The sequence below is a fragment of the Nonomuraea sp. NPDC005730 genome (genome assembly GCF_040630865.1).
Taxonomy (GTDB): Bacteria; Actinomycetota; Actinomycetes; order Streptosporangiales; family Streptosporangiaceae; genus Nonomuraea.
In genome coordinates this window covers 156,874-180,200 of the sequence record NZ_JBEXYK010000002.1, presented here as the reverse complement: position 1 = coordinate 180,200, position 23,327 = coordinate 156,874, and the positions used below count along the sequence as shown (strand labels likewise).

The following is a 23,327-nucleotide window of genomic DNA, read 5'->3' as shown; positions in this document are numbered from 1 at the left end:
TGCACGATAGACAGCTTCACCCGCCCGGCGTTCCGGCAAACCGTCACGATGAGGTCACGCCTTGGCCGGACGGCATCCGTCAGCGCCGCCCGGCGACCAGCAGCGCCACGCACTCGACGTGGTGGGTCATCGGGAAGGCGTCGAAGGCGCGCAGGTCGGTCAGCTCGTAGCCCCGCTCGCCCAGCCACTTGAGGTCTCTGGCCAGCGTCGCCGGGTCGCAGGAGACGTAGACGATGCGCAGCGCCTCCAGCCCCGCGACGCGCTCCACCACCTCGCGCCCGAGGCCCGACCGCGGCGGGTCGACCACCACGAGGTCGGCGCGCTCGATCTGGAACCGGTCGAGCGCCTCCTCGACCCGGCCGCGCTCGACCCTGGCCTGCGGCAGGTCGCGCAGGTTGGCGCGGGCGTCGCGGACGGCCGCCGCGTCGGACTCCAGCCCGAACACCGCGCCCTCCGGCCCGACCGCCTCGGCCAGCCCGGCCGCGAACAGGCCGACCCCGCAGTAGAGGTCGAGCGCCCACTCCCCCGGCTCGGGCGCGGCGTAGGCCAGCACCGCGTCGAGCAGCGTCTCGGCCGCCCCCGGGTGGATCTGCCAGAAGCCGCTGCCCGCGACCCGGAACTCGCGGTCGCCCGCGTGCTCGTGGAGCACGCCGGAGCCGCGGCGCGGCACCGTGCGGCCCTTGCCCTGGTCGAGCAGGATCGAGGCGGGCGCGTCGAGCTCCGGCACGCTCACGCTGCGCCGCGGGCGCGGCGAGACCACCACGGCACGGTCGCCGCCGGCGGAGGCGATGACCTCGATGCCGGCCGCGCCGGGCCACTCGTGGTCTTCGGCGGCGACCGCCTCGACCTCGGGATGGGCGATCAGGCAGGCGTCGACGACCTCGATGTCGTGCGAGCGGTGCCGGCGGAAGCCCAGCTCCCCGGCGGGCGTGGCGGCGAACTGCACGCGGGTGCGCCAGCCGAGCCCGTCTTTGGCGCCGGGCACCTCCTCCACGACGACCTCGCGCTCGATGCCCGCCAGCCGGTGCAGCTGCTCGGCCACGACCTGGGCCTTGAGCCGGCGCTGCGCCTCAAGAGTGGCGTGCTGCCAGTCGCAGCCGCCGCAGCGGCCGGGGCCGGCGTACTGGCAGGGCGGGACGACGCGGTCGGGCGAGGGCTCCAGGATCTCCACGGCGTCGGCGCGCAGGAACCGGGTGGTCTCCTCGGTCACGTCGGCGATCACCCGTTCGCCGGGCAACGCGTGCCGGACGAAGACCACCCGCCCTTCATGGCGTGCCACACACCAGCCGCCATGCGCGACCGGACCGACCGTCAGCTCCAGAGATGCCTGTTCCACACCCCCACCCTATGGTGAGCCGCCACGGGCGACGTCCTCGTGCCCCGCCCGGCGCCCCGGAGGCCCACTTTCCGGACTTGAGTCACTACTGTGGGTGATGATGGACAGAAGTCGGGTGGTGCGCCGGCGGCTCGGATTCGGGGGCACGCTGCTGGCCGTGCTGTTCGCCTGCGCCTCGCTGACGCCCTCGCTGCTGCCGCGCACGTGGTTGTTCCAGGGCGTGATGGGCGCGGTCACCGGCATCCTCGGCTACGGCGTGGGGGCCACGGCAGGCGCGCTGGGGCGGGCGGCGATCCCGTACCGGCTGCCGGAGCGTGGGCGGCGGGCCGCCTGGCAGATCATGGTCGGCGGCTGCTCGGGGCTGACCGTGGTGGCCCTCTGGTACAGCATCGACTGGCAGCGCGACGTGCGGGCGCTCATGGGCATGGACACCCGGATCACCTGGTTCCCGCCGGTGATCCTCGCGGTGGCGGTCACGCTCTTCGCGCTGTGCCTGCTGCTGGCCCGCCTCGTCCGCCTGGCCGGGCGCAAGCTGATCGACTGGCTCGACCGGTACGTCCCCGCCTACGTGGGCCACATCGCCGGCGTGCTGATCGTCGCCTCCGTGGTCGCGGTGTTCGCCGACGACGTGCTGTTCTCGGGGTTCCTCAACACGATGAGCGACGTCTCCTCGGTCACCAACGAGGGCACCCATCCGGGCGTGCGCAGGCCGGGCTCGGCCAAGGTGTCCGGCGGGCCGGGGTCGCTGGTGGCCTGGGACTCCCTGGGCCGCGAGGGCCGCCGCTTCACCGGCACCGCCTCCACGGTCGCCGAGCTGACCGCCTTCTCCGGCCGGCCGGCGACCGAGCCCATCCGCGTGTACGTCGGCCTCGGCGCCACCTCCTCACCCCGGCAGCAGGCCGCGGTGGCCGTACGGGAGCTGGAACGGACGGGCGGCTTCGGCCGTCCGGTGCTCGCGGTGCTCGGCACCACCGGCACCGGCTGGGTCGACCAGCACATCGCCGACTCGCTGGAGTTCATGTACAACGGCGACACCGCCATGGTCGCGGTGCAGTACTCCTACCTGCCGAGCTGGGTGTCGTTCCTGGCCGACCGGCACAAGGCGGCGGCCGCCGGGCGGGCCCTGTTCGAGGCGGTGCGCGCCAGGTGGGACCGGCTCCCGCCCGGCCGGCGGCCCCGGCTGCTGGTCGCCGGCGAGAGCCTCGGCTCCTACGAGCTGGAGAACTCCTTCCGCGACCTGACCGACCTGGTCGGCCGTACCGACGGCGCGCTGTTCGTCGGCCCGCCCAACGCCAACCACATCTGGGACCACCTCACCACCCACCGCGACCCCGGCACCCCCGTCTGGCGGCCGGTCTACCAGGGCGGCAGGACGGCGCGCTTCGCCCAGCTCCCGGCCGACCTGTGGCGTCCCCGGAGCCCGTGGCTCTCCCCGCGCGTGGTCTACCTGCAGAACGCCACCGACCCGGTCGTGTGGTGGTCGCCCACGCTGATCTACCACCGGCCCGCCTGGCTGGAGGGCGCGCGGGGGCCCGGGGTGAACCCGCAGATGAACTGGTTCCCGCTGGTGACGTTCTGGCAGGTGCTGGTGGACATGACGGCGGCGATGTCCGTGCCGCCCGGCCACGGCCACCGCTACGGCGCCAACATCGTGGACGGGTGGGCCGCCGTCGCCGCGCCGCGGGGCTGGACGGCGTCCGACACGTGGCGGCTGCGGGCGCTGGTCAGCGCGCCTTGATCTGCCCCTCGTCCTTGACGGTCTGGTGCCAGGGACGGCGCACCGCGCCCGGCGCGTACGGCTCGGGCCGGCCCTTGAGCCGGTCGGAGGAGTGGAGCTGCCAGGGCACGCTGGTCACCATGACGCCCGGCTTGAACAGCAGCCTGGCCTTCAGCCGCAGCGCGCTCTGGTTGTGCAGCAGGTGCTCCCACCAGTGGCCGACGACGTACTCGGGGATGAAGACGGTGACCACGTCGCGCGGCGAGCGGCGGCGCAGGGTCTTGACGTAGTCGAGGATGGGCTGGGTGATCTCGCGGTAGGGCGAGTCGAGCATCTTGAGCGGCACCGGGATGCCGCGCCGCTCCCACTCCTCCTGCAGCTGGCGCGCCTCCTCGCCCTCGACGCCGACCGTGATCGCCTCCAGCGAGGAGGGCCGGGTGGCGCGGGCGTAGGCGAGCGCCCGCATGGTCGGCTTGTGGATCTTGGAGACCAGCACGATCGCGTGGTTGCGGGCCGGCAGCATGGCGGGCTCGTAGTCGTCGGTGATCTCCAGCTCGGCGGCGACCTTGTCGTAGTGGCGGCGGATGCCCTTCATCATGAGGAACAACACCGGCATCGCGATCACCACGATCCACGCCCCGACCAGGAACTTGGTCAGCAGCACGACGATCAGCACCAGGCCGGTCATGATGGCGCCGAAGAAATTGATCACGCGGGAGCGGTGCATCTGGTGGCGGACCTGCCGGTCGGTCTCCGTCCTCAGATGACGGGTCCAGTGGATGACCATGCCGGTCTGGCTGAGCGTGAAGGAGACGAACACGCCGACGATGTAGAGGTTGAGCAGGCGGCTGACGTCGGCCTGGAAGCCCCACAGCAGCAGGCAGGCGCCGAGGGCCAGGATGATGATGCCGTTGGAGAAGGCCAGCCGGTCGCCGCGGGTGTGGAGCTGGCGCGGCAGGTAGCGGTCCTGGGCGAGGATCGAGCCGAGCACGGGGAAGCCGTTGAAGGCGGTGTTCGCGGCCAGGAACAGGATGAGCGCGGTCACCGCGGAGATCACCACGAACGGCAGCGAGCCGCCGCCGAACACCGCGTCGGCCACCTGCGAGATGATCGGCTGCTGGTAGTAGCCCTCGCCGACCGGGGTGCCGTCGGGCCTGAGCAGGTCGCGGGCGACGACGCTCGGCTCGGCCACCCGCACGCCGGAGGCCAGCCCCAGCGCGATGATGCCGCCGAACATGGTGATGGCGACCAGGCCCATCATGAGCAGGGTCGTGGCGGCGTTCTTGCTCTTGGGCTTGCGGAAGGCGGGCACGCCGTTGCTGATGGCCTCGACGCCGGTCAGCGCGGCGCAGCCGGAGGAGAAGGCGCGCAGGATCAGGAAGGCCGCGGCGAAGGAGGCCAGGTTCGTCTGCTCGGGCCGGATGGTGAACCCGGCGCTGGGCGCCTGCAACTCCTCGCCGAACACCAGCAGCCGGATGCCGCCCCAGGCGACCAGGCCGATCACCGCGAACATGAACGCGTACGTGGGGACGGCGAAGGCGGCGCCGGACTCGCGGATGCCGCGCAGGTTGACCACGGTGAGCAGGATCACGATGATGATGGCGATCGCGGGCCGGTGCTCGGCCACGAACGGGATGGTCGCGCCGACGTAGTCGACGCCGTTGGCCACCGACACGGCGACGGTCAGCACGTAGTCGACCATGAGGGCGCTGGCGACGGTGAGCCCCGCGTTCTTGCCGAGGTTGGTGGTGGCCACCTCGTAGTCGCCGCCGCCGCTCGGATAGGCGTGCACGTTCTGCCGGTACGACGCCACGACCGTGAGCATCACCACCACGACGGCGACGGCGATCCACGGGCTGTAGGAATAGAACGAGACGCCCGCCAGCGACAGGATGACCAAAATCTCCTGCGGGGCGTAGGCCACCGAGGACAGCGCGTCACTGGCGAAGACCGGCAGGGCGATGCGTTTGGGCAGGAGTTGCTCGTGGAGCTGCCCGCTTCGCAGGGCACGTCCCACGAGCACGCGTTTGACAAGATCCGTTACCTTCGCCACGTAACGAGATGCTAGCCGCATGCCGATGCCCTAAACGCGGCGCTCCCCCATCGGGCCATACTGGTGTCGAGCAACCGGCCGACCGCGAAGTGCGGGGGAGTATGCATATTGTGATCATGGGATGCGGCAGGGTCGGTTCGACCCTCGCCCACATCCTCGAGGACAGCGGCCATTCCGTCGCCATCATCGACCGTGACCCGCAGGCGTTCCGCCGCCTGCGCGCGGGGTTCCGGGGGCGGCGGGTGACCGGCGTCGGCTTCGATCGCGACGTGCTCACCGAGGCCGGCATCGAGTCGGCGGCCGCCTACGTCGCCGTCTCCAGCGGCGACAACTCCAACATCATCTCCGCGCGGGTGGCCCGCGAGACGTTCGGCGTCGACAACGTGGTGGCCCGCATCTACGACCCCCGGCGGGCCGAGGTCTACCAGCGGCTGGGCATCCCCACGGTGGCCACCGTCCGCTGGACGGCCGACCAGATCCTGCGCCGCATCCTCCCCGAGGGCGCCGAGCCGCTGTGGCGCGACCCCACGGGCACGGTCGTGCTGGCCGAGGTGGCCACCAACCCGGCCTGGATCGCCACCCGCGTCGTCGACCTGGAGAGCCGGGCCCACGCCCGGGTGGCCTTCATCAACCGCATGGGCGAGGCCCTGACCATCACGGACGAGACCGTGGTGCAGGAGGGCGACCTGCTCCATGTCATCGCGGCCGAGAACGACATGGACCGGATCAACAAGGTGCTCGCCGCGGCGCCGGAACAGGACGACTGATGCGCATCGCCATCGCCGGCGCGGGCGCCGTGGGCCGTTCCATCGCCGCCGAGCTGCTGGAGAACGGCCACGAGGTCCTGCTCATCGACGTCGACCCGCGCGCGATCAAGATCGACAGCGTGCCGCGCGCCGAGTGGCTGCTCGCCGACGCGTGCGAGATCGCCTCGCTCGACGAGGCCGGGCTCGGCAACTGCCACGTCGTGGTGGCCTCCTCCGGCGACGACAAGGTCAACCTCGTGGTGTCGCTGCTGGCCAAGACCGAGTACGGCGTGCCGCGCGTGGTGGCCCGCATCAACCACCCCAACAACGAGTGGCTGTTCAACGAGTCGTGGGGCGTCGACGTCGCCGTCTCGACGCCGCGGCTGCTGAGCGCGCTGGTGGAGGAGGCGGTCAGCGTCGGCGACCTGGTGCGGCTGATGACCTTCCGCCAGGGCCAGGCCAACCTGGTCGAGCTGACGCTGGCCGACGACGCCCCGGTGGTGGGCCAGCGCGCCGGGTCGGTGCCGTGGCCGGTCGACTCCGCGCTGGTGGCGATCCTGCGCGAGGGCCGGGTGCTGGTGCCGACCGCCGACGACCCCCTGGAGGCCGGCGACGAGCTGCTGTTCGTGGCCAGCCAGGAGGTCGAGGAGGAGCTCGCCCGCCTGCTCTCGCAGCGCTGAGCCCGGTCATGGACGCCGGCCGCGCCCGGTCGTTGTTCGAGGGCGCCCGCGTCGCCCGCCTGGCGACGGCCGACGCGGCGGGGGTGCCGCGCGTGGTGCCCGTCACCTTCGCCGTCCTCGGTGACGACGTGGTCACCGCCGTCGACCACAAGCCGAAGAGCACTCACGACCTGGCGCGGCTGCGCGACATCCGGGCGAACCCGCGGGTCAGCCTGCTCGCCGACCACTACGAGGACGACTGGGCCAGGCTGTGGTGGGCGCGCGCCGACGGCACGGCGACCGTGCGCGAAGGCGGCCACGACGCCGCCCTGCGGGCGCTGGCCGACAAGTACGACCAGTACCGCCGGCGGCCGCCCGAAGGGCCGGTGATCGTGGTCGCGGTCAGTCGGTGGTCGGGGTGGGCGTACTCGGGATGAGCAGGTCGCGGTGGGCGCCCTGCAGGCCCTCGGGGAGGTCGTCGGCGGTGACCCAGCGGGCTTCGAGGATCTCCAGCGGGTCGATCCTGAGCGTGCCGCCGACGAGCAGGGCCTCGTAGGCCACCTCCGCCCGCAGCCCGAACCCGCTGCGCACCCGCAGCAGCCGGCCGGTGCGCACGCGCAGGCCGGTCTCCTCGTACACCTCGCGCTCGACCGTGCCCTCGAACGTCTCGCCCCGCCTGGCGAACCCGGTGGGGAAGCCCCACTGCCGCCCTTCCTGCCACAGACGGTGACGCAGGACGAGCATCCGGCCGTCGGGGTCGCGTACGAGGCCGGTGACGCCGACCATGAAGGTGGCATGGGTCAGCCACAACACCCGCCAGCGAACCCGCCCGCCCAGCGCCTTCCACACCCGCGCCACCACCCAGCCCACCACATTCCCCCTCATCCCCCCAAGACTCCCACGCTCCAGTGCCGCCCGCGGCGCCGTCCCAGCGGGCACCGGGGTCACCTGACCCAGCGGCGGAAGCCGCCCTCGGAGTTGACGACCTGGCCCGTGATCCAGGCGGCCTCGTCCGTGACGAGCCAGCGCACCAGCCGGGCGGTCTCCTCCGGACGCCCCCACCGGCCCGCCGGCAACGCGTTCCCGACCTGGCGGGCCTGCTCCGGCCCCGCCCAGCCGGTGTCCACCGGCCCCGGGTTGACGCAGTTGACGGTGATGCCGCGATCGGCCGGCGCGTCGGCCAGACTGAGCGTCATCTGGTGGATCGCGCCCTTGCTGATCGCGTACGGCAGCTCGTCCGGCATCGGCGCCAGGTGCTGGCCGGAGGTGAACAGGATCACCCGCCCACCCGGACGCCGGTCATCGTGCCGGGCGGCGAACGCCTGCGTCAGCAGCACACCGGCCCGCGCGTTGACCGCCCACGTGAGGTCGAGCTCGGCGGCGGTCACCTCGGCCAGCGCCTGCCGGGAGCTGCGCGCGTGGTTGGCCACCAGCACGTCCACGTGCCCGAACCGGTCCGCGGTCTGCTCCATCACGCGCTCAGGGGCCTCCGGGTCGGCGAAGTCGGCCTCCACGTGCATCAGCTCGTCACCGGTGCCGCCCAGCGCGTCGAGCACGCCGTCGATGCCCGCCGGGTCGCTGCCCCAGGGCTGGCCGGCGTCGTGCGGGGTCCAGGACTGCACCGCCACCCGCGCGCCGGACGCCAGCAGCTCGCGTGCCACGGCGAACCCGATGCCCGCCCGGCGGCTCACCCCGGTCACCACCGCCACCCGCCCCGCCAGGGGCCCTCGTCCATGGCTCATCCGAGCATCATGGCGGGTCAAGAGGTCAGAGGCGATGGATCCGGCTCAGGTCGACGTCCAGATCGAAGGGGACGGTCAGCTTGAGCCTGTCGTGGTGGATGCCGGTGAGCGCGTAGGCGCGGGTGGCGGGGTCACGCTCGTAGACGTACACAACGGGCTCGCCGCCGTCGTCCTCGACCCGCCAGAAGTGCGGGATCCCGCCCGCGGCATAGAGAGCCGGCTTACGCTCCCGGTCCCGGCTCCGGGACTCGGGTGACACCACTTCGACAGCCAGGACCACGTCCTGCGCCTTGTAGAAGGTCTCGCGACCGCTGCCGAGGGCCTCGGCCCTCAGCACGACCAGGTCAGGCTCGGGGCGTTGATCGTGTCCCAGGACCACGCTCATCTCGCGGCGAACCCGAAGCTCTTCGGGAGCGGCTCCGCGCAGGTCAGCAGCGAGGAGGTCGACTATCACGGCGTGGAAGGATGCTTGGGGGCTCACGAAGACCAAGCTTCCGTCAATCAACTCTGTGTGCGCAGGCAGATACGGAATGTTATCGAGGTCTTCTGCGACAAAGCCTCCCGGCGGCGGGAAGACCCAGTCAGGCAGCGAGGAAGTGGTCATCTCGAGGCTCACCGCTTCGGCCGTCATGCATCTACGCTACCAATGTAATGCGCTCACGCCAGGTGAACGGGCGCACACGTTTCGGCGGCCGGGAGGCCCGATGGGTCAGGCCGGGGCGACCGGGGGCTTGATGGGGGTGCGGCCGCGGCCGAGCAGCCACAGCATCGCGGCCAGGGCCGCCACCTGCAGAGGCCAGCCCATCACGATCTTGGCGAAGCCGAGCGCGGCCACCGCCTCGTCACCGCCGCCGAACAGGTAGACCGGGCCCTGCACGGCCACCCGCACCACGCACGGCAGCATGAGCAGCCAGGTCAGCCGCGTACAGAGGCGGACGACGCCCGCGTCTTTGTGCCAGCCCACCGGGTCGTTGGTGACCGAGCCGATGAGGAACCCGACGACCGGCCAGCGGGTGACGATGGACAGCAACATGCCCAGCGAGTACACGCCGTTCCACACGATGCCGGGCAGGAAGTAGTCTTTCGCGTTGCCGGTGCGGCTGGCGAAGAACGCGCCGATCGCGATGCCGATCAGACTGTTGATCACGAACTGCGGCGTGGACCGCTGGATCACCCTGACCAGCAGGAGCAGCACCGAGAGCGAGATGCTGACGATGAGCGACGTCTTCAGGTCTTCGGTGACGATCCACGAGACCGTGAAGGCGATCGTCGGCACCGCGGCCTCGATGATGCCGCGGACGCCGCCGAAGGCCTTGGCGAGCTGGGCTCGCACCGCCGCCTCGACGGTCTCGTGCGCGGCCTCTTCCGCCTCAGCACTCACCTGATCAACTCCCTGGGCGCAGTTCGTATCGCGGATTGAACATCACTTTGCGCCCGTCCTGCATGCTGACCAGGCCCTCGGCCTTGACCGTGCGGCCCGGCTCGATGCCGACGATCTTGCGGCGGCCGAGCCAGACCAGGTCGATCACGTCGGACCCGTCGTACAGCTCGGCCTCCAGGGCGGGGGCGCCACCCCTCGGACGCAGTGTCACCGTACGTAGCGTACCCGCTACACAGAACCTGCGGCGCCCGCCACACGACACGATGGGCGTCGCGCCGACCTCGTCGGCGTCTTCCCGCAGTTCCTGGGCCTCGATCTCCGACTGGGTGGTGGCCAGCCGGCTGAAGAAGCCGCGCAATCCCCCGCGTTTCGGAGGCTCTGCCGTACTCATGATGGTTCAGCCTATGTGATGGTAAGCCGTCAGCGAATAGCCGATGGGGGGTCTTGGGAATGTCGCCGGGCCGGGCCGGGCGCGGGGCCCGGTAGGACAACGCTCAGCGGGTCTCGCTGATTTCCGGGCCACGCTTGAAGGGGCTGAACGCCGGGCGTTCGTCCTGCTCGACGGCCTGCCGCTCGTGCGGGCGGCTCAGCGTGATGGGCTCCTCGCGGGCCATCGGCTCGTTGCCGCGCACGACCACGACGTCCTGGACGAAGTCGATGAACGCCCCGGAGACGCGCTCGTCGAGGGCGCCGGGGCCGGTGATGGCGGCCAGGAGGAACCAGCGCGGGCCGTCGATGCCGATGTAGCGGGCCGCCCTGCTGCCGTCCTCCATGGTGACCTCGCCGGCCAGCTCGACGCCGAACGGGCCCTGCCGCTCCTCCAGGGTCTTGGCCTGGGCGACGATCTTGGCCCTGACCTCGTCCCACAGGCCGGCCGAGCGCGGCGCGGCCAGGGCCTGGAGCTGCAGCGAGCTGTCCTCGTACAGGACGACGACACCGACGTGCTGGTCGCCGAGCGAGGCCAGGCGCACGTCGAAGTCGGGGTTGTGCGGCAGCCGCAGGCCGCCGAGGTCGATCCTGTCCGTGTCGGGGTGGGGCTCGTCGGCGTCCCACGGGCCGGACTCACGGGTGGGGGCCGCCGACTCCTGCTCGGCCACCGCTTCCGGCTGATCACGACGACGACGTCGGAACACGTTCCTCACTCTCCCTGTTCGCGGGGCCGGAGCCCCAGGCTTGCTTCGGGCCGGCCGCTTCAGCGGCCCGTCGATCCGAATCCGTTGGCGCCGCGCACCGAGCCGGGCAGGCGTTCGACCTCGTAGAAGGCCGCGCGTTCGACCCGCTGGACCACGAGCTGGGCCACCCGGTCGCCTCGCTGGAGGCGGAACGGCTCCTTGGCGTCGGTGTTGATCAGCGTCACCTTGATCTCGCCCCGGTAGCCCGCGTCGACCGTGCCGGGGGCGTTGACGAGCGTGACGCCGTGGCGGGCCGCCAGGCCGGAGCGCGGGTGCACGAACGCGGCGTAGCCGTCGGGCAGCGCGATCGCCACGCCGGTGCCGACCACGGCCCGCTCGCCGGGCAGCAGCTCGACGTCCTCGGCCGCGTAGAGGTCGGCGCCGGCGTCGCCCGGGTGGGCGTAGGACGGCACCGGCAGCCCGGTGTCGAGCCGCTGGATGAGGACCTCCACGTCGCTCACGGGTTCACCTCGAAGTCCTGGTGTTCGGCGGCGATGGCCGCGAGGTCGCCGTGCTCGGCGAAGTGTTCCATGCTCACCTCGATGAACAGCGCCGCCGCGCGGACGGCGACCGGCCCGTCGGGGGCGCCGACGCGCCCCTCAGCCTCAAGGTACGCCTTCCTGCCCATGATCCCGTTGCACCAGGCGCGCAGGTGGAGTGTCGTGCCCACGGGAACGGGGAGAAGGTAGTCGGTCTCCAGCCGGGCCGTCACATAGGGCTTGTGGAAAAGGTAGACGGACATTCCGATGACCTCGTCCATCGCGGCGGCCAGCACGCCCCCGTGGGCCAGCATCGGCGCGCCCTGGTGGGCCTCCCCCACGGTGAACTCGGCCTCGACCGTGACGCCGTCGGGCGTGACCGCCTTCAGGTGCAGGCCGGTCGGGTGGTCGTCGCCGCAGCCGAAGCAACGGCTGTAGTGGGAGCCGAGGGAACTGCCCGGCGCCGGGGCGCCGGGATGGGCCGCGGGCGCCGAGGCGTCCGGCGGCGGGGTGGTGAGGGAGGAACGCGTCACGGGTGACGAGGTTACTCGCTGCGGCCCCCGGACTCGCCCTCGACACCGGATCGGAACCACCCGGCCCGCTCCACGTCATCCCGCGGGCGGCTACTCCGCCGGACGCACGACCTCGACCGGCCCTCCCACGGGACCCGCGCCCCCGGACGGGGGCTCACCGTCGGGAGGGGCGCCTCCGGACGGCGGTTCGCCCGACGGCGGTTCGTGGTGGGGCGGCGGTGGCAGGGCGGGCGGTTTGTGGCGCAGCTCCGGCAACGCCCGGTAGATCACCGCCGCGACCGGCACGGCGACGGCCGCCCCCGCGATGCCCGCCAGGATGCCGCCGACCGACAGCACCAGGATGATCGCCAGCGGGTGGAAGTTGAGCGCCCTGCCCACGATCAGCGGCTGGAGCACGTGGTTCTCCAGCTGCTGCTCGACGATGAGGATGCCCAGGAAGATCAACGCGTAGACCAGGCCCTTGGCGCCGAGGGTGACGAGGGTGGCGACGGTGCCGGCGAAGAAGATGCCGACGATGGGGATGAAGCTGGCGAAGAAGATCAGCACCGCCAGCGGCGCCCACAGCGGCACCCCCATGCCGGCCAGCACGATGCCCATGATGAGGCCGTGCACGGCGGCCACGGCCACGGTGCCCTGGACGTAGTGGGAGAGCGTGGTCCAGGCCGCCCGGCCCGCCCGGTCGACCCGCGGCGACATCGAGCCGAAGGCGCGCAGGAACCACGACCAGATGCGGTCGCCGTCCTTGAGCAGGAAGAACGTCACGAACAGCAGCAGCACGATGGACGCGAGCACCTCGATCGCGACGGCGCTGGCCGACAGCACCGTGCCGGTGATGGCGGTGCGCTGGGCGTTGACCATCGTGGCGATCTCGTCGACGTAGCCGGTGATCTGGGCCTGCTTCAGGTGCAGCGGGCCGGTGATCAGCCACTCCTGGACCGAGCGCGCGGTGGCCTGCACCTGCGTGACCAGGTTGGGGAACTCTTCGCTGGCCCGCGCCCCGACCAGCCAGCCGGTGCCGGCCAGGACGGCCAGCGCGACCAGCATGGTCAGCCAGGTGGCGTAGATGGGCCGCAGGCCCGCCCGCCGCAGGCTCTTGGTCAGCGGGAACAGCAGCGCGGTCAGCAGCAGCGCGATCGCCACGGGCAGCGCCACGAAGGTGAGCCGGGCGATCGCCTGGACGAAGAAGTAGACGACCACGCCGACGAGGATCAGGCACCCGCACCATGCGGCCATCTTGGCCAGCACGGGCGGTACGAGTGTGGTGGGGCGGTCGATCTGCACGTGTTCAAGACTGGCACGTCCGGGCCGGGGATGCGCACCGATAAAACGCCGGGATGCCGGACGGGCGGCGAAGGAAGCGGCCCTCACCGCCCGTGCCGGACGGCCACGCCTCAGCCCAGGTGCACCTCGACGGTCAGCACGTCGCCGCCGTCGAGGACGAACTCCTCGACGACGCCCGCCGCGCACAAGTCGTCCTGGGCCTGCCGGACGAGATCGGCCTCCGGCCCCGAGACGGTCAGCCTGGACACCTCGGCCCGCATCGACACCTTGGCCTCCGACTTGGCCTTGCGCATCCGCCGCAGCACCTCCGAGGCCACGGTCAGCACCGCCGGGTCGCCCGTGCCGCGCTCGGGAGCCGGCCAGGCGGCGCGGTGGACCGAGCCCTCCCGCCACCAGGACCAGACCTCCTCGGTCACGAACGGCAGCACCGGCGCGAACAGCCGCAGCAGCACGTCGAGCGCCTGACGCAGCGCCGCGTGCGCCGAGGCGGCGGCCGGCCCGGACTCGTACGCCCGCGCCTTGACCAGCTCCAGGTAGTCGTCGCAGAAGGACCAGAAGAACCGCTCGACGGCCTCAAGCGCGCGGGTGTGGTCGTAGGACTCGAACGCCTGCGTGGCCTCGCGGGCCATGTCGGACAGGGCGGCGAGCATCGCCAGGTCGACCGGCTCGGTGACCTCGCCCTCGCTGCCGGCCAGCCCGAGCACGAACTTCGAGGCGTTGAGGATCTTGATCGCCAGCCGCCGCCCGATCTTGAGCTGGCCCACGTCGAACGTCGTGTCCACGCCGTAGCGGCCGTTCGCGGCCCAGTAGCGGACGGCGTCGGAGCCGTGCTGCTCCAGCAGGTCGAGCGGGGTGACCACGTTGCCCTTGGACTTGGACATCTTCTTGCGGTCGGGGTCGAGGATCCAGCCGGAGATCGCCACGTCGCTCCACGGCAGCGCGTCGAACTCCAGGTGGGAGCGGACCACCGTCGAGAACAGCCAGGTGCGGATGATCTCGTGCGCCTGCGGCCGCAGGTCGTAGGGGGACACGCGCCGGTAGAGGTCGTCGTCGCTCGCCCAGCGGCCGGCGATCTGCGGCGTCAGGGACGAGGTCGCCCAGGTGTCCATGACGTCGGGGTCGGCCATGAACCCGCCGGGCACGCCCCGCTGCTCCTCGGTGTAGCCGGGCGGCACGTCGGAGGACGGGTCGACGGGCAGCGACTCCTCGGCGGGCAGGATCGGCGCGTCGTGGACCGGGTTCCCGGCCTCGTCCAGCGGATACCACACCGGGAACGGCACGCCGAAGAAGCGCTGGCGGGATATCAGCCAGTCGCTGGTCAGGCCCTCGACCCAGTTGTCGTAGCGCACCCGCATGTGCGGCGGGTGCCAGGCCAGCTCGCTGCCGCGCTCCAGCAGCCGGGCGCGCAGCGCCTGCTCGCGCCCGCCGTTGCGGATGTACCACTGGCGGGTGGTGACGATCTCCAGCGGCTTGTCGCCGCGCTCGTAGAACTTCACCGGACGCCGCACCGGACGCGGGTCGCCGTCGAGGTCGCCGGACTCGCGCAGCAGTTCCACGATGCGCTCGCGCGCGCTGTGGACGGTCTTGCCGGCCAGCTCCTTGTACGGCTCCGGCTCCACGCCGTCGGGCGGCTCGGGCAGCACCCGGCCGTCCCAGCCGATGACCGGCCGGGTGGGCAGGTGCAGCTCACGCCACCAGGTGACGTCGGTGACGTCGCCGAACGTGCAGATCATCGCGATGCCGGAGCCCTTGTCGGGCTCGGCCAGGTGGTGGGCCAGGATCGGCACCTCGACGCCGAACAGCGGCGTGAGCGCGGACGTGCCGAACAGCGGCTTGTAGCGCTCGTCGTCGGGGTGGGCGACCAGGGCGACGCAGGCCGGGATCAGCTCGGGCCTGGTGGTCTCGATCCAGATCGGCCCGCGTTCGCCGTAGAAGGAGATGCGGTGGAAGGCGCCGGGCCACTCGCGGTCCTCCAGCTCGGCCTGGGCCACCGCGGTGCGGTAGGTGACGTCCCACAGCGTGGGCGCCTCGGCGAGGTAGGCCTCGCCGCGGCCGAGGTTGCGCAGGAACGCCCGCTGGGAGACCGCCTGCGACTCGTCGCTGATGGTGGTGTAGAGCAGGTTCCAGTCGACCGACAGGCCGACCCGGCGCCAGACCTCCTCGAACGCCTTCTCGTCGATGGCGGTGAGCCGGCGACACAGCTCGACGAAGTTGCGCCGCGAAATGGAGATCTCACGTTTGCCCGGCTTGTCCGGTGGAACGAAGTCGGGATCGTACGGCAGCGACGGATCGCAGCGCACCCCGTAGACGTTCTGCACCCGCCGTTCGGTAGGCAGGCCGTTGTCGTCCCAGCCGATGGGGTAGAACACCGACTTGCCGATCATCCGCTGGTAGCGGGCCATGATGTCGGTGTGGGTGAAGGAGAAGACATGACCGACGTGGAGGGAGCCGGACACGGTCGGCGGCGGCGTGTCGATGGAGTAGACCTGCTCGCGCGGCTTGGACCGGTCGAAGCGGTAGGTGCCCTCCTCCTGCCAGCGAGCTACCCATACCTGCTCCAAGCCGTCGAGGGTCGGCTTTTCCGGCATGGATGCATGGCGTAGTCGCTGTTGAGTCATGCCTCCTTATGGTACGGCTTCGGGGGGCGGGCAAGCGTTAGAGACTAGTGTTCGTTACATAGGGGAAGGGAGTTGGCATGGCGGAGGACAAACCCGACATCGCCTGGCGCGTCATCGGTGGTCTGGTGGGCATGGCGACCGCGTGGGGGATGAAGAAGCTCCTCGGGCTCGTCTGGGTCAAGGCGACCGGCAAGGAGCCGCCCCTCGACGACGACTCGCCCGAGGTCAGCATGGGTGAGGCGATCGGTTACGCGATCCTCACCGGCGTCGGGATGTCCGTGGCGCAGATCGTGGTCAACCGGACCGCCAAGAAGCGCTACGACGCGTGGAAGTCTGTGAAGCAGGTGACTCAAGGGCACTGAGGAACTCGCTCGCCCAGCGGTCCACGTCGTAGGTGGCCACCCGGCGGCGCATCGTGCGCATCCGCCGGGCCAGCTCGTGCGGCGTGGCCCGCATGGCGGCGATCATCTGCCGCTTGACGTCCTCGATGTCGTACGGGTTCACCAGGTACGCCTGCCGCAGCTCGTCGGCCGCCCCGGTGAACTCGCTGAGCACCAGCCCGCCCTGAAGGTCGTGGTGGCAGGAGATGTACTCCTTGGCCACCAGGTTCATCCCGTCGCGCAGGGGCGTGACGACCATGACGTCGGCCGCCAGGTAGAGCGCGGCCAGCTCGTCGTGGCCGTAGGACTGGTGGAAGTACTGGATCGGCTGCACCCCGATCTGGGCGTGCTCGCCGTTGATCCGGCCCACCTGCAGCTCGATGTCGTCGCGCAGCTTGCGGTACTCGTCCACGCGCTCGCGGCTCGGGGTGGCGATCTGCACGAAGACCGCCTCGTTGGGGTGCAGGCTGCCGTCCTTGAGCAGCTCGCCGAACGCCTCCAGACGCTGGCCGATGCCCTTGGTGTAGTCGAGCCGGTCCACGCCGAGCAGCACGTGCTCGGGATCGCCCAGCTCGCCCCTGATCTCCTTGGCCCGCGCCACGACGTGCGGCTCGCGCACCAGCGAGTCGAGCTGCCCGAAGTCCACCGAGATCGGGAACGCCTGCGTGGTCACCACCCGGTCGTCCAGGAAGATCTCGTTCCCCTTGTACGGCAGCCCGAGCAGCCGCCGGCACAACCTGCGGAAGTTCGAGGCGCCTCCGGGCAGCTGGAAGCCGACCAGGTCGGCGCCGAGGAGCCCCTCGACCAGCTCCTTGCGCCAGGGCAGCCGCCAGAACAGCTCGACGGGCGGGAACGGGATGTGCAGGAAGAAGCCGATCCGCAGGTCGGGCCGGAGCCGCCGGAGCATCGCGGGCACGAGCTGGAGCTGGTAGTCCTGCACCCAGACGACGGCCCCCTCCTCGGCGGCCTCGGCGGCGGCCGCGGCGAAGCGCTCGTTGACCGAACGGTAGGTCTCCCACATCTCCCGCTCGAACACCGGCGGCGCCACCACGTCGTGGTAGAGCGGCCAGAGCGTGGCGTTGGAGAAACCCTCGTAGTAGAGCTCGACCTCGCGGGCCGACAGCGGGATGGGGATGAGGCTCATGCCGTCCTGCTCGAACGGTTCGAGCTTCTCGTCCGGCGCGCCGTGCCAACCGGCCCAGGCGCCGTGGCGGCGCTTCATCACGGGCGCTATGGCCGTCACGAGCCCCCCCGGGCTCCTGCGCCACGAGGCCGTTCCGTCTGGCTCGATCGCGCGATCGACCGGCAAGCGGTTCGCGACGATCAGAAACGAGCTACGGCCGGTCACGCAGTCCTCCTAGGGCTCTGGTCGAGGAGAGCCGCAGGCGCGGCTCACGGCGGCCGCGACCTCGTCCGGCCCCCCGCGGGGAATGATCGCGGCGATGTGGGCATCTGGCCTGATCACCCATGCTTCATCCGGCCGCGCACCGAGTCTTTCGGCGAGCGAGCCGGTCGCATCCATCTCCGTGAGCTCGCGGACGGCGAGCGGTGCCGTAATGACCTTGCCCAGGACCTGCACAAACAAACTCGAATCGCACATATCGCCCAACAGAACGAGGAAACCGTCCCGGCAGAACTCGCGCAGTCTGCCCTTCGCCAGCGGCACGTCCGGCAGGATCACTCCGGGGGCCGGCTCGCACAGCGCGCCCTTCGGCGGACGCCCCCCGAACGGCCGGCCAGGCTCGGGCGTGGTGAGCGGCGAGTCCACGTACCAGTAGGGCTCGGCGAAGCGCCCGGAGTCCACCTCGGCGACCAGGCCGCCCTCCAGCACCTCCCGCCGCCTGGCCCGGTCCCGGTCCGTCCTGGGCGCGAGGAACCGCATGGTGGCGGCGGTCACCTCCAGGTTCTCCCGCGCCGCCGCGTGCCGCTCGGCGTGGTACGACTCCAGCAGCTCGGGCCCGGCCCAGCCGTTGAGCGCGAAGGCGAGCTTCCAGGCCGCGTTCTCGGCGTCGGGTACGCCCGAGTTGAGCCCCCGGGCCCCGAAGGGCGCCACCAGATGGGCGCAGTCGCCCGCCAGCAGCACCCGTCCGACCCGCATCCGCGAGGCGATGCGGGAGTGGAACCGGTACGTGCTGTGCCAGATCAGCTCGTACGGCCGATCCCCGATGATTTGCCGGATTTTCTGCGAGATATCGGCTTCTGTTGGGATGAAGTCTGGTGCGATCTGCCAGTCGATCCGGTACGTCCCGTTCGGGCAGGGATGGATGAGGACCTGCCGGCCCGGGTTCCACACGGGGTCGAAGTAGAAGCGCCGCTCCTTCTCCCAGCCGGGCAGATCCGCCCGGATGTCGCAGATCAGGAACTGGTCGTCGAACGCCTCGCCGTCGAAGGAGACGCCGAGCGACCGGCGTACCTGCTGGGCCCGCGCGCCCGCGCAGACCAGCACGTAGGGGGCGCGCAGCAGCCGCTGCCCGCACTGCACCTCGACCCCGGCCGGGTCCTGGACCAGCCCGGTGACCTCGTGGCCCCAGCGCACCTCGATGAGCGGCTGGTCGGCGATGACCTCGTCGAGCAGCTGCTCGGTGCGGGCCTGGGAGATGTTCACGCACGGCGGCAGCGGGCCCTGGCCGTCGAAGGACCAGGACAACAGCTCGCGGTCGCGGTAGTACGTGCGGGCGGTGGTCCAGGCCAGCCCCTCCTCCGCCACCCGGCCCGCGCCCGCCGCGGCCCAGATGTCGAGCACGTCGCGCTGCTGGCAGATCGACTTCGAGCCGCCGCCGTCGCGGGCCTGCCGCCGGTCCAGCACCAGCACCCGGATGCCCCAGCGGGCCAGCAGCAACGCGGCGGTCTGGCCGACCGGGCCCGCGCCGACGACGACGACCTGCGGCACGGACTCCGCGGGCCTCATGACTGGAGCTCGTCCCACACTTCGCGGTCGCGCTCGGCGGTCCAGACGCGCGGCCGTTCGACGCCGTGGAGCTCGTCCCAGAGGCGGGAGACGTTGAAGGGCAGGCAGTGCTCGAAGATGGGCCACCCGCCGTAGCGGGGCCGCAGGGCCCGGTGGGTGCGCTCGAACGCCTCCTTCAGCCCGCCCGCCGCCCCGACCTCGCGCAGCATCACGGTGAGGAAGTCGCGGCTCTGGGCGATGGCCGCCTCGACCGCGGCCTTGCCGTGGGCCACCGCTCCCCTGCCGCCGACCAGCGTCTCGGCCCCGAACGAGGCGACGCGGTCGAGCGTGCCGGAGGCCCATTCACGGTGGAAGGCGTCGCCGGTGTAGAGCGCGGCCTGCGACTCCACCAGGTCGCCGGCGAACAGGATGCGCCGTTCGGGCAGCCAGGCCACCAGGTCGCCCTCGGTGTGGCCGCGCCCGCAGTGGGCCAGCACCAGGTCGCCCCTGCCGCCGCCGAGGTCGATGGTGAAGGTGTCGCCGAAGGTGGCGGTGGGCCAGGTCAGGCCGGGGATCGAGCCGGGGTCCTTGAACAGGCGGGGCATCCGGGCGTACTCGCTGGCCCAGTCCTGCTCGCCGCGCTCGGCGATCAACTCGCGGGTCTTGTCGTGGGCCACGATGACGTCCGCGCCGAACGCCGAGGCGCCCAGCACGCGGACCGCGTGGTAATGCGAGAGCACGAGGTATCTGACCGGTTTGCCGGTGTGCTCGCGCAGCCTGGCCAGCCATTCACCGGCGGCCGTGGGCGTGGCCAGCGCCTCGAAGCAGACCAGGAAGTCCTCGCCCTCGATCGCGCCCACGTTGGGGTCGCCCTCGGCGGTGAGCGCGTAGACGCCTTCCGCCAGCACCTCAAGGGACTGCCGCTTCTCACCGAGATCCGCCGACGAGGCGAACGGCTTGATCATCGTCTCTCCTCACGCGCTGAGGCCGACCCGCTGACGAACCAGGACATACCCCACAAACGGCTCCTACAGCTCCGCTGCGCCGGCCCTCCCTTGACAGTGCTCGGCAGGACGGGGAAGTGTTTACCGAACATTCGGTCAGTAAGCAAGGGAGACCTGTTGGAGAGCGCGCGTCGCATGCTGGACGCCGACACCGCCTCCGCCGCCCTGGGCATCGAGCTGGTGGAGCTGGCCGAGGGGCGCGCGGTGTGCCGGATGGCCGTGACCGGCCAGATGATCAACGGACACGCCATCTGCCACGGCGGCTACATCTTCCTCCTGGCCGACACCGCCTTCGCCTGCGCGTGCAACACCCGGGGCCCGGTGACCGTGGCGGCCGGGGCCGAGATCACCTTCGTCGCCCCCGCCCACGAGGGCGACGTGCTGGTGGCCGAGGCGGCCGAGCGCACCACCTACGGCCGCAGCGGCATCTACGACATCACCGTGCGCGGGGCCGGCGGCCGGGTGGTCGCGGAGTTCCGCGGGCGCAGCAGGGAGCTGAGATGAGGCCCTTCCCGCCGCCGTCCCCCGAGGAGCTCGACCCGGTCGAGCGCGTCTCCAGGGACGAGCTCATGGCCCTGCAACTGCAGCGCCTGCGCTGGACGCTGTCCCACGCCTACGACAACGTGCCGCTCTACCGGCGCAAGTTCGACGAGCACGGCGTGCACCCCGGCGACTGCCGGAGCCTGGAGGACCTCGCGCTCTTCCCGTTCACCACCAAGGAGGACCTGCGCGAGTCGTACCCGTTCGGCATGTTCGCCGTGCCGCGCGAGCGGGTGGCACGCGTCCACGCCTCCTCGGGCACCACGGGCAAGCCCACGATCGTCGGCTACACCAAGGCCGACCTCGACGTCTGGGCGCAGGTGATGGCCCGGTCGATCCGGGCGTCCGGCGGGCGTCCCGGCGACGTGGTGCACGTGGCGTACGGCTACGGGCTGTTCACCGGCGGCCTCGGCGCCCACTACGGGGCCGAGCGGCTGGGCTGCACGGTGGTGCCGGCCTCCGGCGGCATGACGGCCCGGCAGGTCCAGCTCATCACCGACCTGCGGCCCAGGGTCATCATGGTCACGCCGTCGTACCTGCTGGCGCTGCTCGACGAGTTCGCCGCCCAGGGCCTCGACCCGCGCGAGAGCTCGCTGGAGATCGGCATCTTCGGCGCCGAGCCCTGGACCGAGCGCATGCGCGCCGAGATCGAGGAGCGCTTCGACCTGCACGCCGTCGACATCTACGGATTGTCGGAGGTCATGGGCCCCGGCGTGGCCAACGAGTGCGTCGAGACCAAGGACGGCCTGCACGTCTGGGAGGACCACTTCTATCCCGAGACCGTCGACCCGTTCACCGGCCGGCCCGCCCCCGACGGCGGCGAGCTGGTGTTCACCAGCCTCACCAAGGAGGCCATGCCGGTCATCCGCTACCGCACCCGCGACCTGACCCGGTTGCTGCCCGGCACGGCCAGGCCCGCCTTCCGCCGCATGGAGAAGGTCACCGGCCGCACCGACGACATGATCATCCTGCGTGGCGTGAACGTGTTCCCGACCCAGATCGAGGAGCTCGTGCTGCGCGTGCCCGGCCTGTCGCCGCACTTCCAGCTGCACCTGACCCGGCCGGACCGGCTCGACGTGCTCACCGTCAGGGTCGAGGCGCGGCCGGGCGCGACCGGCCGCGAGGAGGCCGGGCGGGCGCTGCGGCACGCGGTCAAGGCGGGCGTCGGCGTGAGCGTCGAGGTCGAGGTGGTGGACCCCGAGACGCTGGAGCGGTCGGTGGGCAAGCTCAAGCGCGTGGTGGACAGACGGGACGTCTGACCTCGCCGACCCCGCGGCAGCCGGGCTACGGCGTCAGCTCGTCACGGGGGTCGGGCGGCGGCAACGACGGGCCCTTGAGGCGCAGGTCGGCGCGGATGGCCTTGCCGAGCTTGCCGGTCGCGCCGCGGTTGAGCGCGCCGCCGGCGACGGCTCCGGTGAGGAAGGGGCCGAACGTGGTCAGATGGCGCCCGAGCGTGCGCATGAGACGGTTGCGAAGAGCGGCCTTGGACGCAGCGCCGAGCGCGAGCGAGACGGACGCGGGAGCGAGGGGGTCGATCCCGCGCTGCCTGGCCCAGGCGGAGGTGAAGGCGAAGGCACGCTGCGTGCCGGTGCCCTGGACGCGCACGCCGTAGACCTCGTGCAGCTCGGCCAGGAGCTTGACCTCGATCGCGGCGACGACGATGGTCTCCGCGACGAGCTGCGCGGGCGCGGAGAGCAGAAGGGGTGGTGCGGCGAACTGGGCCGCCGCCAGTGCTCCGCCGATGGCTCCGACCGTCATCGTGGCCTTCTGGGCGGTGCGCACGAGGTCGTCGGCGAGCTCCTCGCCGGTGAGGCCGTGATGATGCTCGGAAAGCGTCGACAGGTCGCGGATGGGGATGCGGGGCGCGATGCCGAGGAAGACGTCGGCCAGCCAGCGGCCGCGGCCGGCGCCGCTCTCGCGGGCCCTCTTCGCCCCTGTGGCCAGGGACCTGGCTAGTCGGCCGAGCAGTCTGCGCCGCTCGGCCGGCTCCAGCTCACCGGGCTCGGTGAGCCGCACAACGAGCTCGCCGACCTCCTTGTCGGGGTCGGCGATCCCGTCGTCCGTCTTTTGCTTGTCCTTCTCGGGCTCGGCCACGCGATGCCTCCGTCCTCTTGGTCGCGACCGCTCAGGGTAGGCGGGCTCGGTCGTGCCTTGGGTCCCTCACCCTGAGCTCCTTCGCTCCAGCGGTCAGGCGGCGCACTCCCGGCAGATCTGCTGGCCGTTCTTCTCGGAGGCCAGCTGGCTGCGGTGATGCACCAGGAAGCAGCGCGAGCAGGTGAACTCGTCGGCCTGGCGGGGAATGACCCGCAGGGAGAGTTCTTCGTTCGACAGATCCGCGCCGGGCAGCTCCAGCGACTCGGCGAGGTCGGTCTCGTCGATGTCGATGCTGCCGGACGACTTGTCGGTACGCCGCGCCTGGAGCTCTTGGAGGCTGTCCTCCCCCAGGTCGTCGTCTGTCTTTCGCGGGCTGTCGTAGTCGGTAGCCATTGTGCTTACTCCATCCCCCTCATCTATATGTCTTCGCGCTCATCGCGCGTCTTCTAACGTCCGGGAGGCCCATCTTGTGCCCGTTCCGTCGGGGAGATTTTCCATCGGTACCCCGCGCGAACGGACAACGAACCTCCCAGCACGACAGGGCCTGCTGCCGACGGCAATGGTTAGCCAAATATGGCGAAACCCACAGCCTTGGCGTCATGCACCACCGTGTTCGACGGCACATCCAACCACATGTACGGCGAGAACGAGACGCCCCCACTACATCAACACGCGGACGAACACGCCTGAACGTCACCCCTCGGC

Annotated in this window: 24 protein-coding genes; 7 read left to right on the top strand and 17 right to left on the bottom strand. The window is 71.3% G+C overall.

The genetic code is table 11. The features are described 5' to 3' along the window. Positions 1-79: 79 nt before the first annotated feature. Positions 80-1,336 (bottom strand): class I SAM-dependent RNA methyltransferase, encoded by a 1,257-nt coding sequence (locus tag ABZ444_RS03485; protein WP_357992055.1) that lies wholly within the window; start codon positions 1,334-1,336, stop codon positions 80-82. A 97-nt stretch (positions 1,337-1,433) separates the two neighbouring features. On the opposite strand from ABZ444_RS03485, the gene ABZ444_RS03480 reads away from it, so the two are divergent. Then, positions 1,434-3,074, top strand: coding sequence for an alpha/beta-hydrolase family protein (locus ABZ444_RS03480; protein ID WP_357992053.1), 1,641 nt, complete (start codon positions 1,434-1,436; stop codon positions 3,072-3,074). Here the strand turns inward: ABZ444_RS03480 and ABZ444_RS03475 are convergent. Further along, positions 3,061-5,106, bottom strand: a complete 2,046-nt coding sequence (locus tag ABZ444_RS03475; protein ID WP_357992050.1) for an APC family permease — start codon at positions 5,104-5,106, stop codon at positions 3,061-3,063. The two genes, ABZ444_RS03480 and ABZ444_RS03475, sit on opposite strands and share 14 nt — an antisense overlap. A 101-nt stretch (positions 5,107-5,207) precedes the next feature. Here ABZ444_RS03475 and ABZ444_RS03470 point away from each other — a divergent pair, with 101 nt between their 5' ends. The 3 genes from ABZ444_RS03470 to ABZ444_RS03460 are packed head-to-tail and all read left to right on the top strand — an operon-like array spanning position 5,208 to position 6,948. Continuing rightward, entirely contained in the window at positions 5,208-5,873 is a 666-nt protein-coding gene (locus ABZ444_RS03470; protein ID WP_357992047.1) for a TrkA family potassium uptake protein, read from the top strand. After that, positions 5,873-6,532 carry a TrkA family potassium uptake protein gene (locus tag ABZ444_RS03465; RefSeq protein WP_357965123.1) on the top strand — a complete coding sequence of 220 codons (660 nt, stop codon included), beginning with the start codon at positions 5,873-5,875 and terminating at the stop codon, positions 6,530-6,532. Before ABZ444_RS03470 ends, ABZ444_RS03465 begins: the two co-directional genes overlap by 1 nt. 8 nt (positions 6,533-6,540) lie before the next feature. Continuing rightward, the gene (locus ABZ444_RS03460; RefSeq protein ID WP_357965126.1) at positions 6,541-6,948 is read left to right on the top strand and encodes a TIGR03668 family PPOX class F420-dependent oxidoreductase; all 408 of its coding nucleotides are present in this window, start codon (positions 6,541-6,543) and stop codon (positions 6,946-6,948) included. Here the strand turns inward: ABZ444_RS03460 and ABZ444_RS03455 are convergent. From ABZ444_RS03455 to valS, 10 genes are all read right to left on the bottom strand, one after another. Further along, positions 6,914-7,396, bottom strand: coding sequence for an NUDIX domain-containing protein (locus tag ABZ444_RS03455; protein WP_357992044.1), 483 nt, complete (start codon positions 7,394-7,396; stop codon positions 6,914-6,916). The two genes, ABZ444_RS03460 and ABZ444_RS03455, sit on opposite strands and share 35 nt — an antisense overlap. A gap of 59 nt (positions 7,397-7,455) precedes the next feature. Then, positions 7,456-8,253 carry an SDR family oxidoreductase gene (locus tag ABZ444_RS03450; protein ID WP_357992041.1) on the bottom strand — a complete coding sequence of 266 codons (798 nt, stop codon included), beginning with the start codon at positions 8,251-8,253 and terminating at the stop codon, positions 7,456-7,458. A gap of 25 nt (positions 8,254-8,278) precedes the next feature. Further along, positions 8,279-8,884: a Uma2 family endonuclease gene (locus ABZ444_RS03445; protein ID WP_357992038.1), complete on the bottom strand. Its 606-nt coding sequence runs from the start codon at positions 8,882-8,884 to the stop codon at positions 8,279-8,281. A 78-nt stretch (positions 8,885-8,962) separates the two neighbouring features. Beyond that, the gene (locus ABZ444_RS03440; RefSeq protein ID WP_357992035.1) at positions 8,963-9,634 is read right to left on the bottom strand and encodes a DUF3159 domain-containing protein; all 672 of its coding nucleotides are present in this window, start codon (positions 9,632-9,634) and stop codon (positions 8,963-8,965) included. A 4-nt stretch (positions 9,635-9,638) separates the two neighbouring features. Beyond that, a complete protein-coding gene (locus tag ABZ444_RS03435) occupies positions 9,639-10,025 on the bottom strand; it encodes an OB-fold nucleic acid binding domain-containing protein (RefSeq protein ID WP_352324045.1) in 387 nt (128 codons plus the stop codon). 103 nt (positions 10,026-10,128) lie between these two features. Continuing rightward, positions 10,129-10,767, bottom strand: coding sequence for a DUF3710 domain-containing protein (locus ABZ444_RS03430; RefSeq protein ID WP_357992033.1), 639 nt, complete (start codon positions 10,765-10,767; stop codon positions 10,129-10,131). 59 nt (positions 10,768-10,826) lie between these two features. Further along, positions 10,827-11,267: a dUTP diphosphatase gene (dut, locus tag ABZ444_RS03425; RefSeq protein WP_352324043.1), complete on the bottom strand. Its 441-nt coding sequence runs from the start codon at positions 11,265-11,267 to the stop codon at positions 10,827-10,829. After that, positions 11,264-11,818, bottom strand: coding sequence for a PaaI family thioesterase (locus ABZ444_RS03420; protein WP_357992030.1), 555 nt, complete (start codon positions 11,816-11,818; stop codon positions 11,264-11,266). The genes dut and ABZ444_RS03420 overlap by 4 nt, the downstream gene beginning before the upstream one ends. A 90-nt stretch (positions 11,819-11,908) precedes the next feature. Then, on the bottom strand, positions 11,909-13,099 hold the full coding sequence (locus tag ABZ444_RS03415; RefSeq protein ID WP_357992027.1) for an AI-2E family transporter: 1,191 nt from the start codon (positions 13,097-13,099) through the stop codon (positions 11,909-11,911). 110 nt (positions 13,100-13,209) lie between these two features. Then, on the bottom strand, positions 13,210-15,687 hold the full coding sequence (valS, locus tag ABZ444_RS03410) for a valine--tRNA ligase (protein ID WP_357992024.1): 2,478 nt from the start codon (positions 15,685-15,687) through the stop codon (positions 13,210-13,212). 107 nt (positions 15,688-15,794) lie between these two features. On the opposite strand from valS, the gene ABZ444_RS03405 reads away from it, so the two are divergent. Next, positions 15,795-16,079 (top strand): DUF4235 domain-containing protein, encoded by a 285-nt coding sequence (locus ABZ444_RS03405; protein WP_357992021.1) that lies wholly within the window; start codon positions 15,795-15,797, stop codon positions 16,077-16,079. On the opposite strand, the gene ABZ444_RS03400 is transcribed toward ABZ444_RS03405, so the two are convergent. From ABZ444_RS03400 to ABZ444_RS03390, 3 genes are read right to left on the bottom strand one after another with little or no spacing between them, the layout of a single operon-like run. Beyond that, the gene (locus ABZ444_RS03400; RefSeq protein WP_357992018.1) at positions 16,012-17,445 is read right to left on the bottom strand and encodes a trehalose-6-phosphate synthase; all 1,434 of its coding nucleotides are present in this window, start codon (positions 17,443-17,445) and stop codon (positions 16,012-16,014) included. The two genes, ABZ444_RS03405 and ABZ444_RS03400, sit on opposite strands and share 68 nt — an antisense overlap. Before the next feature lie 9 nt (positions 17,446-17,454). Then, the gene (locus ABZ444_RS03395) at positions 17,455-19,005 is read right to left on the bottom strand and encodes an FAD-dependent monooxygenase (RefSeq protein WP_357992016.1); all 1,551 of its coding nucleotides are present in this window, start codon (positions 19,003-19,005) and stop codon (positions 17,455-17,457) included. Beyond that, positions 19,002-19,949: an MBL fold metallo-hydrolase gene (locus ABZ444_RS03390; protein ID WP_357992013.1), complete on the bottom strand. Its 948-nt coding sequence runs from the start codon at positions 19,947-19,949 to the stop codon at positions 19,002-19,004. The genes ABZ444_RS03395 and ABZ444_RS03390 overlap by 4 nt, the downstream gene beginning before the upstream one ends. A 174-nt stretch (positions 19,950-20,123) precedes the next feature. Between ABZ444_RS03390 and paaI the strand changes: the two genes are divergently transcribed. Both paaI and paaK read left to right on the top strand, forming a co-directional pair. Beyond that, positions 20,124-20,492 carry a hydroxyphenylacetyl-CoA thioesterase PaaI gene (gene paaI / locus ABZ444_RS03385; protein ID WP_357992790.1) on the top strand — a complete coding sequence of 123 codons (369 nt, stop codon included), beginning with the start codon at positions 20,124-20,126 and terminating at the stop codon, positions 20,490-20,492. Further along, positions 20,489-21,787, top strand: coding sequence for a phenylacetate--CoA ligase PaaK (gene paaK, locus ABZ444_RS03380; protein WP_357992010.1), 1,299 nt, complete (start codon positions 20,489-20,491; stop codon positions 21,785-21,787). The genes paaI and paaK overlap by 4 nt, the downstream gene beginning before the upstream one ends. Before the next feature lie 25 nt (positions 21,788-21,812). On the opposite strand, the gene ABZ444_RS03375 is transcribed toward paaK, so the two are convergent. Both ABZ444_RS03375 and ABZ444_RS03370 read right to left on the bottom strand, forming a co-directional pair. Further along, on the bottom strand, positions 21,813-22,622 hold the full coding sequence (locus ABZ444_RS03375; RefSeq protein WP_357992007.1) for a hypothetical protein: 810 nt from the start codon (positions 22,620-22,622) through the stop codon (positions 21,813-21,815). Positions 22,623-22,715: 93 nt separating this feature from the next. Continuing rightward, complete coding sequence (locus tag ABZ444_RS03370) at positions 22,716-23,015, bottom strand: DUF4193 domain-containing protein (RefSeq protein ID WP_352324238.1); 300 nt, start codon at positions 23,013-23,015, stop codon at positions 22,716-22,718. Positions 23,016-23,327 lie beyond the last annotated feature (312 nt).

Bases quoted from the DNA above. Each gene is read 5' to 3' on its own strand.
- ABZ444_RS03480 (WP_357992053.1), top strand. From the start codon at position 1,434: ATGATGGACAGAAGTCGGGTGGTGCGCCGGCGGCTCGGATTCGGGGGC.
- ABZ444_RS03470 (WP_357992047.1), top strand. From the start codon at position 5,208: ATGCATATTGTGATCATGGGATGCGGCAGGGTCGGTTCGACCCTCGCC.
- ABZ444_RS03465 (WP_357965123.1), top strand. From the start codon at position 5,873: ATGCGCATCGCCATCGCCGGCGCGGGCGCCGTGGGCCGTTCCATCGCC.
- ABZ444_RS03460 (WP_357965126.1), top strand. From the start codon at position 6,541: ATGGACGCCGGCCGCGCCCGGTCGTTGTTCGAGGGCGCCCGCGTCGCC.
- ABZ444_RS03455 (WP_357992044.1), bottom strand. From the start codon at position 7,396: ATGAGGGGGAATGTGGTGGGCTGGGTGGTGGCGCGGGTGTGGAAGGCG.
- ABZ444_RS03450 (WP_357992041.1), bottom strand. From the start codon at position 8,253: ATGAGCCATGGACGAGGGCCCCTGGCGGGGCGGGTGGCGGTGGTGACC.
- ABZ444_RS03445 (WP_357992038.1), bottom strand. From the start codon at position 8,884: ATGACGGCCGAAGCGGTGAGCCTCGAGATGACCACTTCCTCGCTGCCT.
- ABZ444_RS03435 (WP_352324045.1), bottom strand. From the start codon at position 10,025: ATGAGTACGGCAGAGCCTCCGAAACGCGGGGGATTGCGCGGCTTCTTC.
- valS (WP_357992024.1), bottom strand. From the start codon at position 15,687: ATGCCGGAAAAGCCGACCCTCGACGGCTTGGAGCAGGTATGGGTAGCT.
- ABZ444_RS03405 (WP_357992021.1), top strand. From the start codon at position 15,795: ATGGCGGAGGACAAACCCGACATCGCCTGGCGCGTCATCGGTGGTCTG.
- ABZ444_RS03395 (WP_357992016.1), bottom strand. From the start codon at position 19,005: ATGAGGCCCGCGGAGTCCGTGCCGCAGGTCGTCGTCGTCGGCGCGGGC.
- ABZ444_RS03390 (WP_357992013.1), bottom strand. From the start codon at position 19,949: ATGATCAAGCCGTTCGCCTCGTCGGCGGATCTCGGTGAGAAGCGGCAG.
- paaI (WP_357992790.1), top strand. From the start codon at position 20,124: ATGCTGGACGCCGACACCGCCTCCGCCGCCCTGGGCATCGAGCTGGTG.
- paaK (WP_357992010.1), top strand. From the start codon at position 20,489: ATGAGGCCCTTCCCGCCGCCGTCCCCCGAGGAGCTCGACCCGGTCGAG.
- ABZ444_RS03370 (WP_352324238.1), bottom strand. From the start codon at position 23,015: ATGGCTACCGACTACGACAGCCCGCGAAAGACAGACGACGACCTGGGG.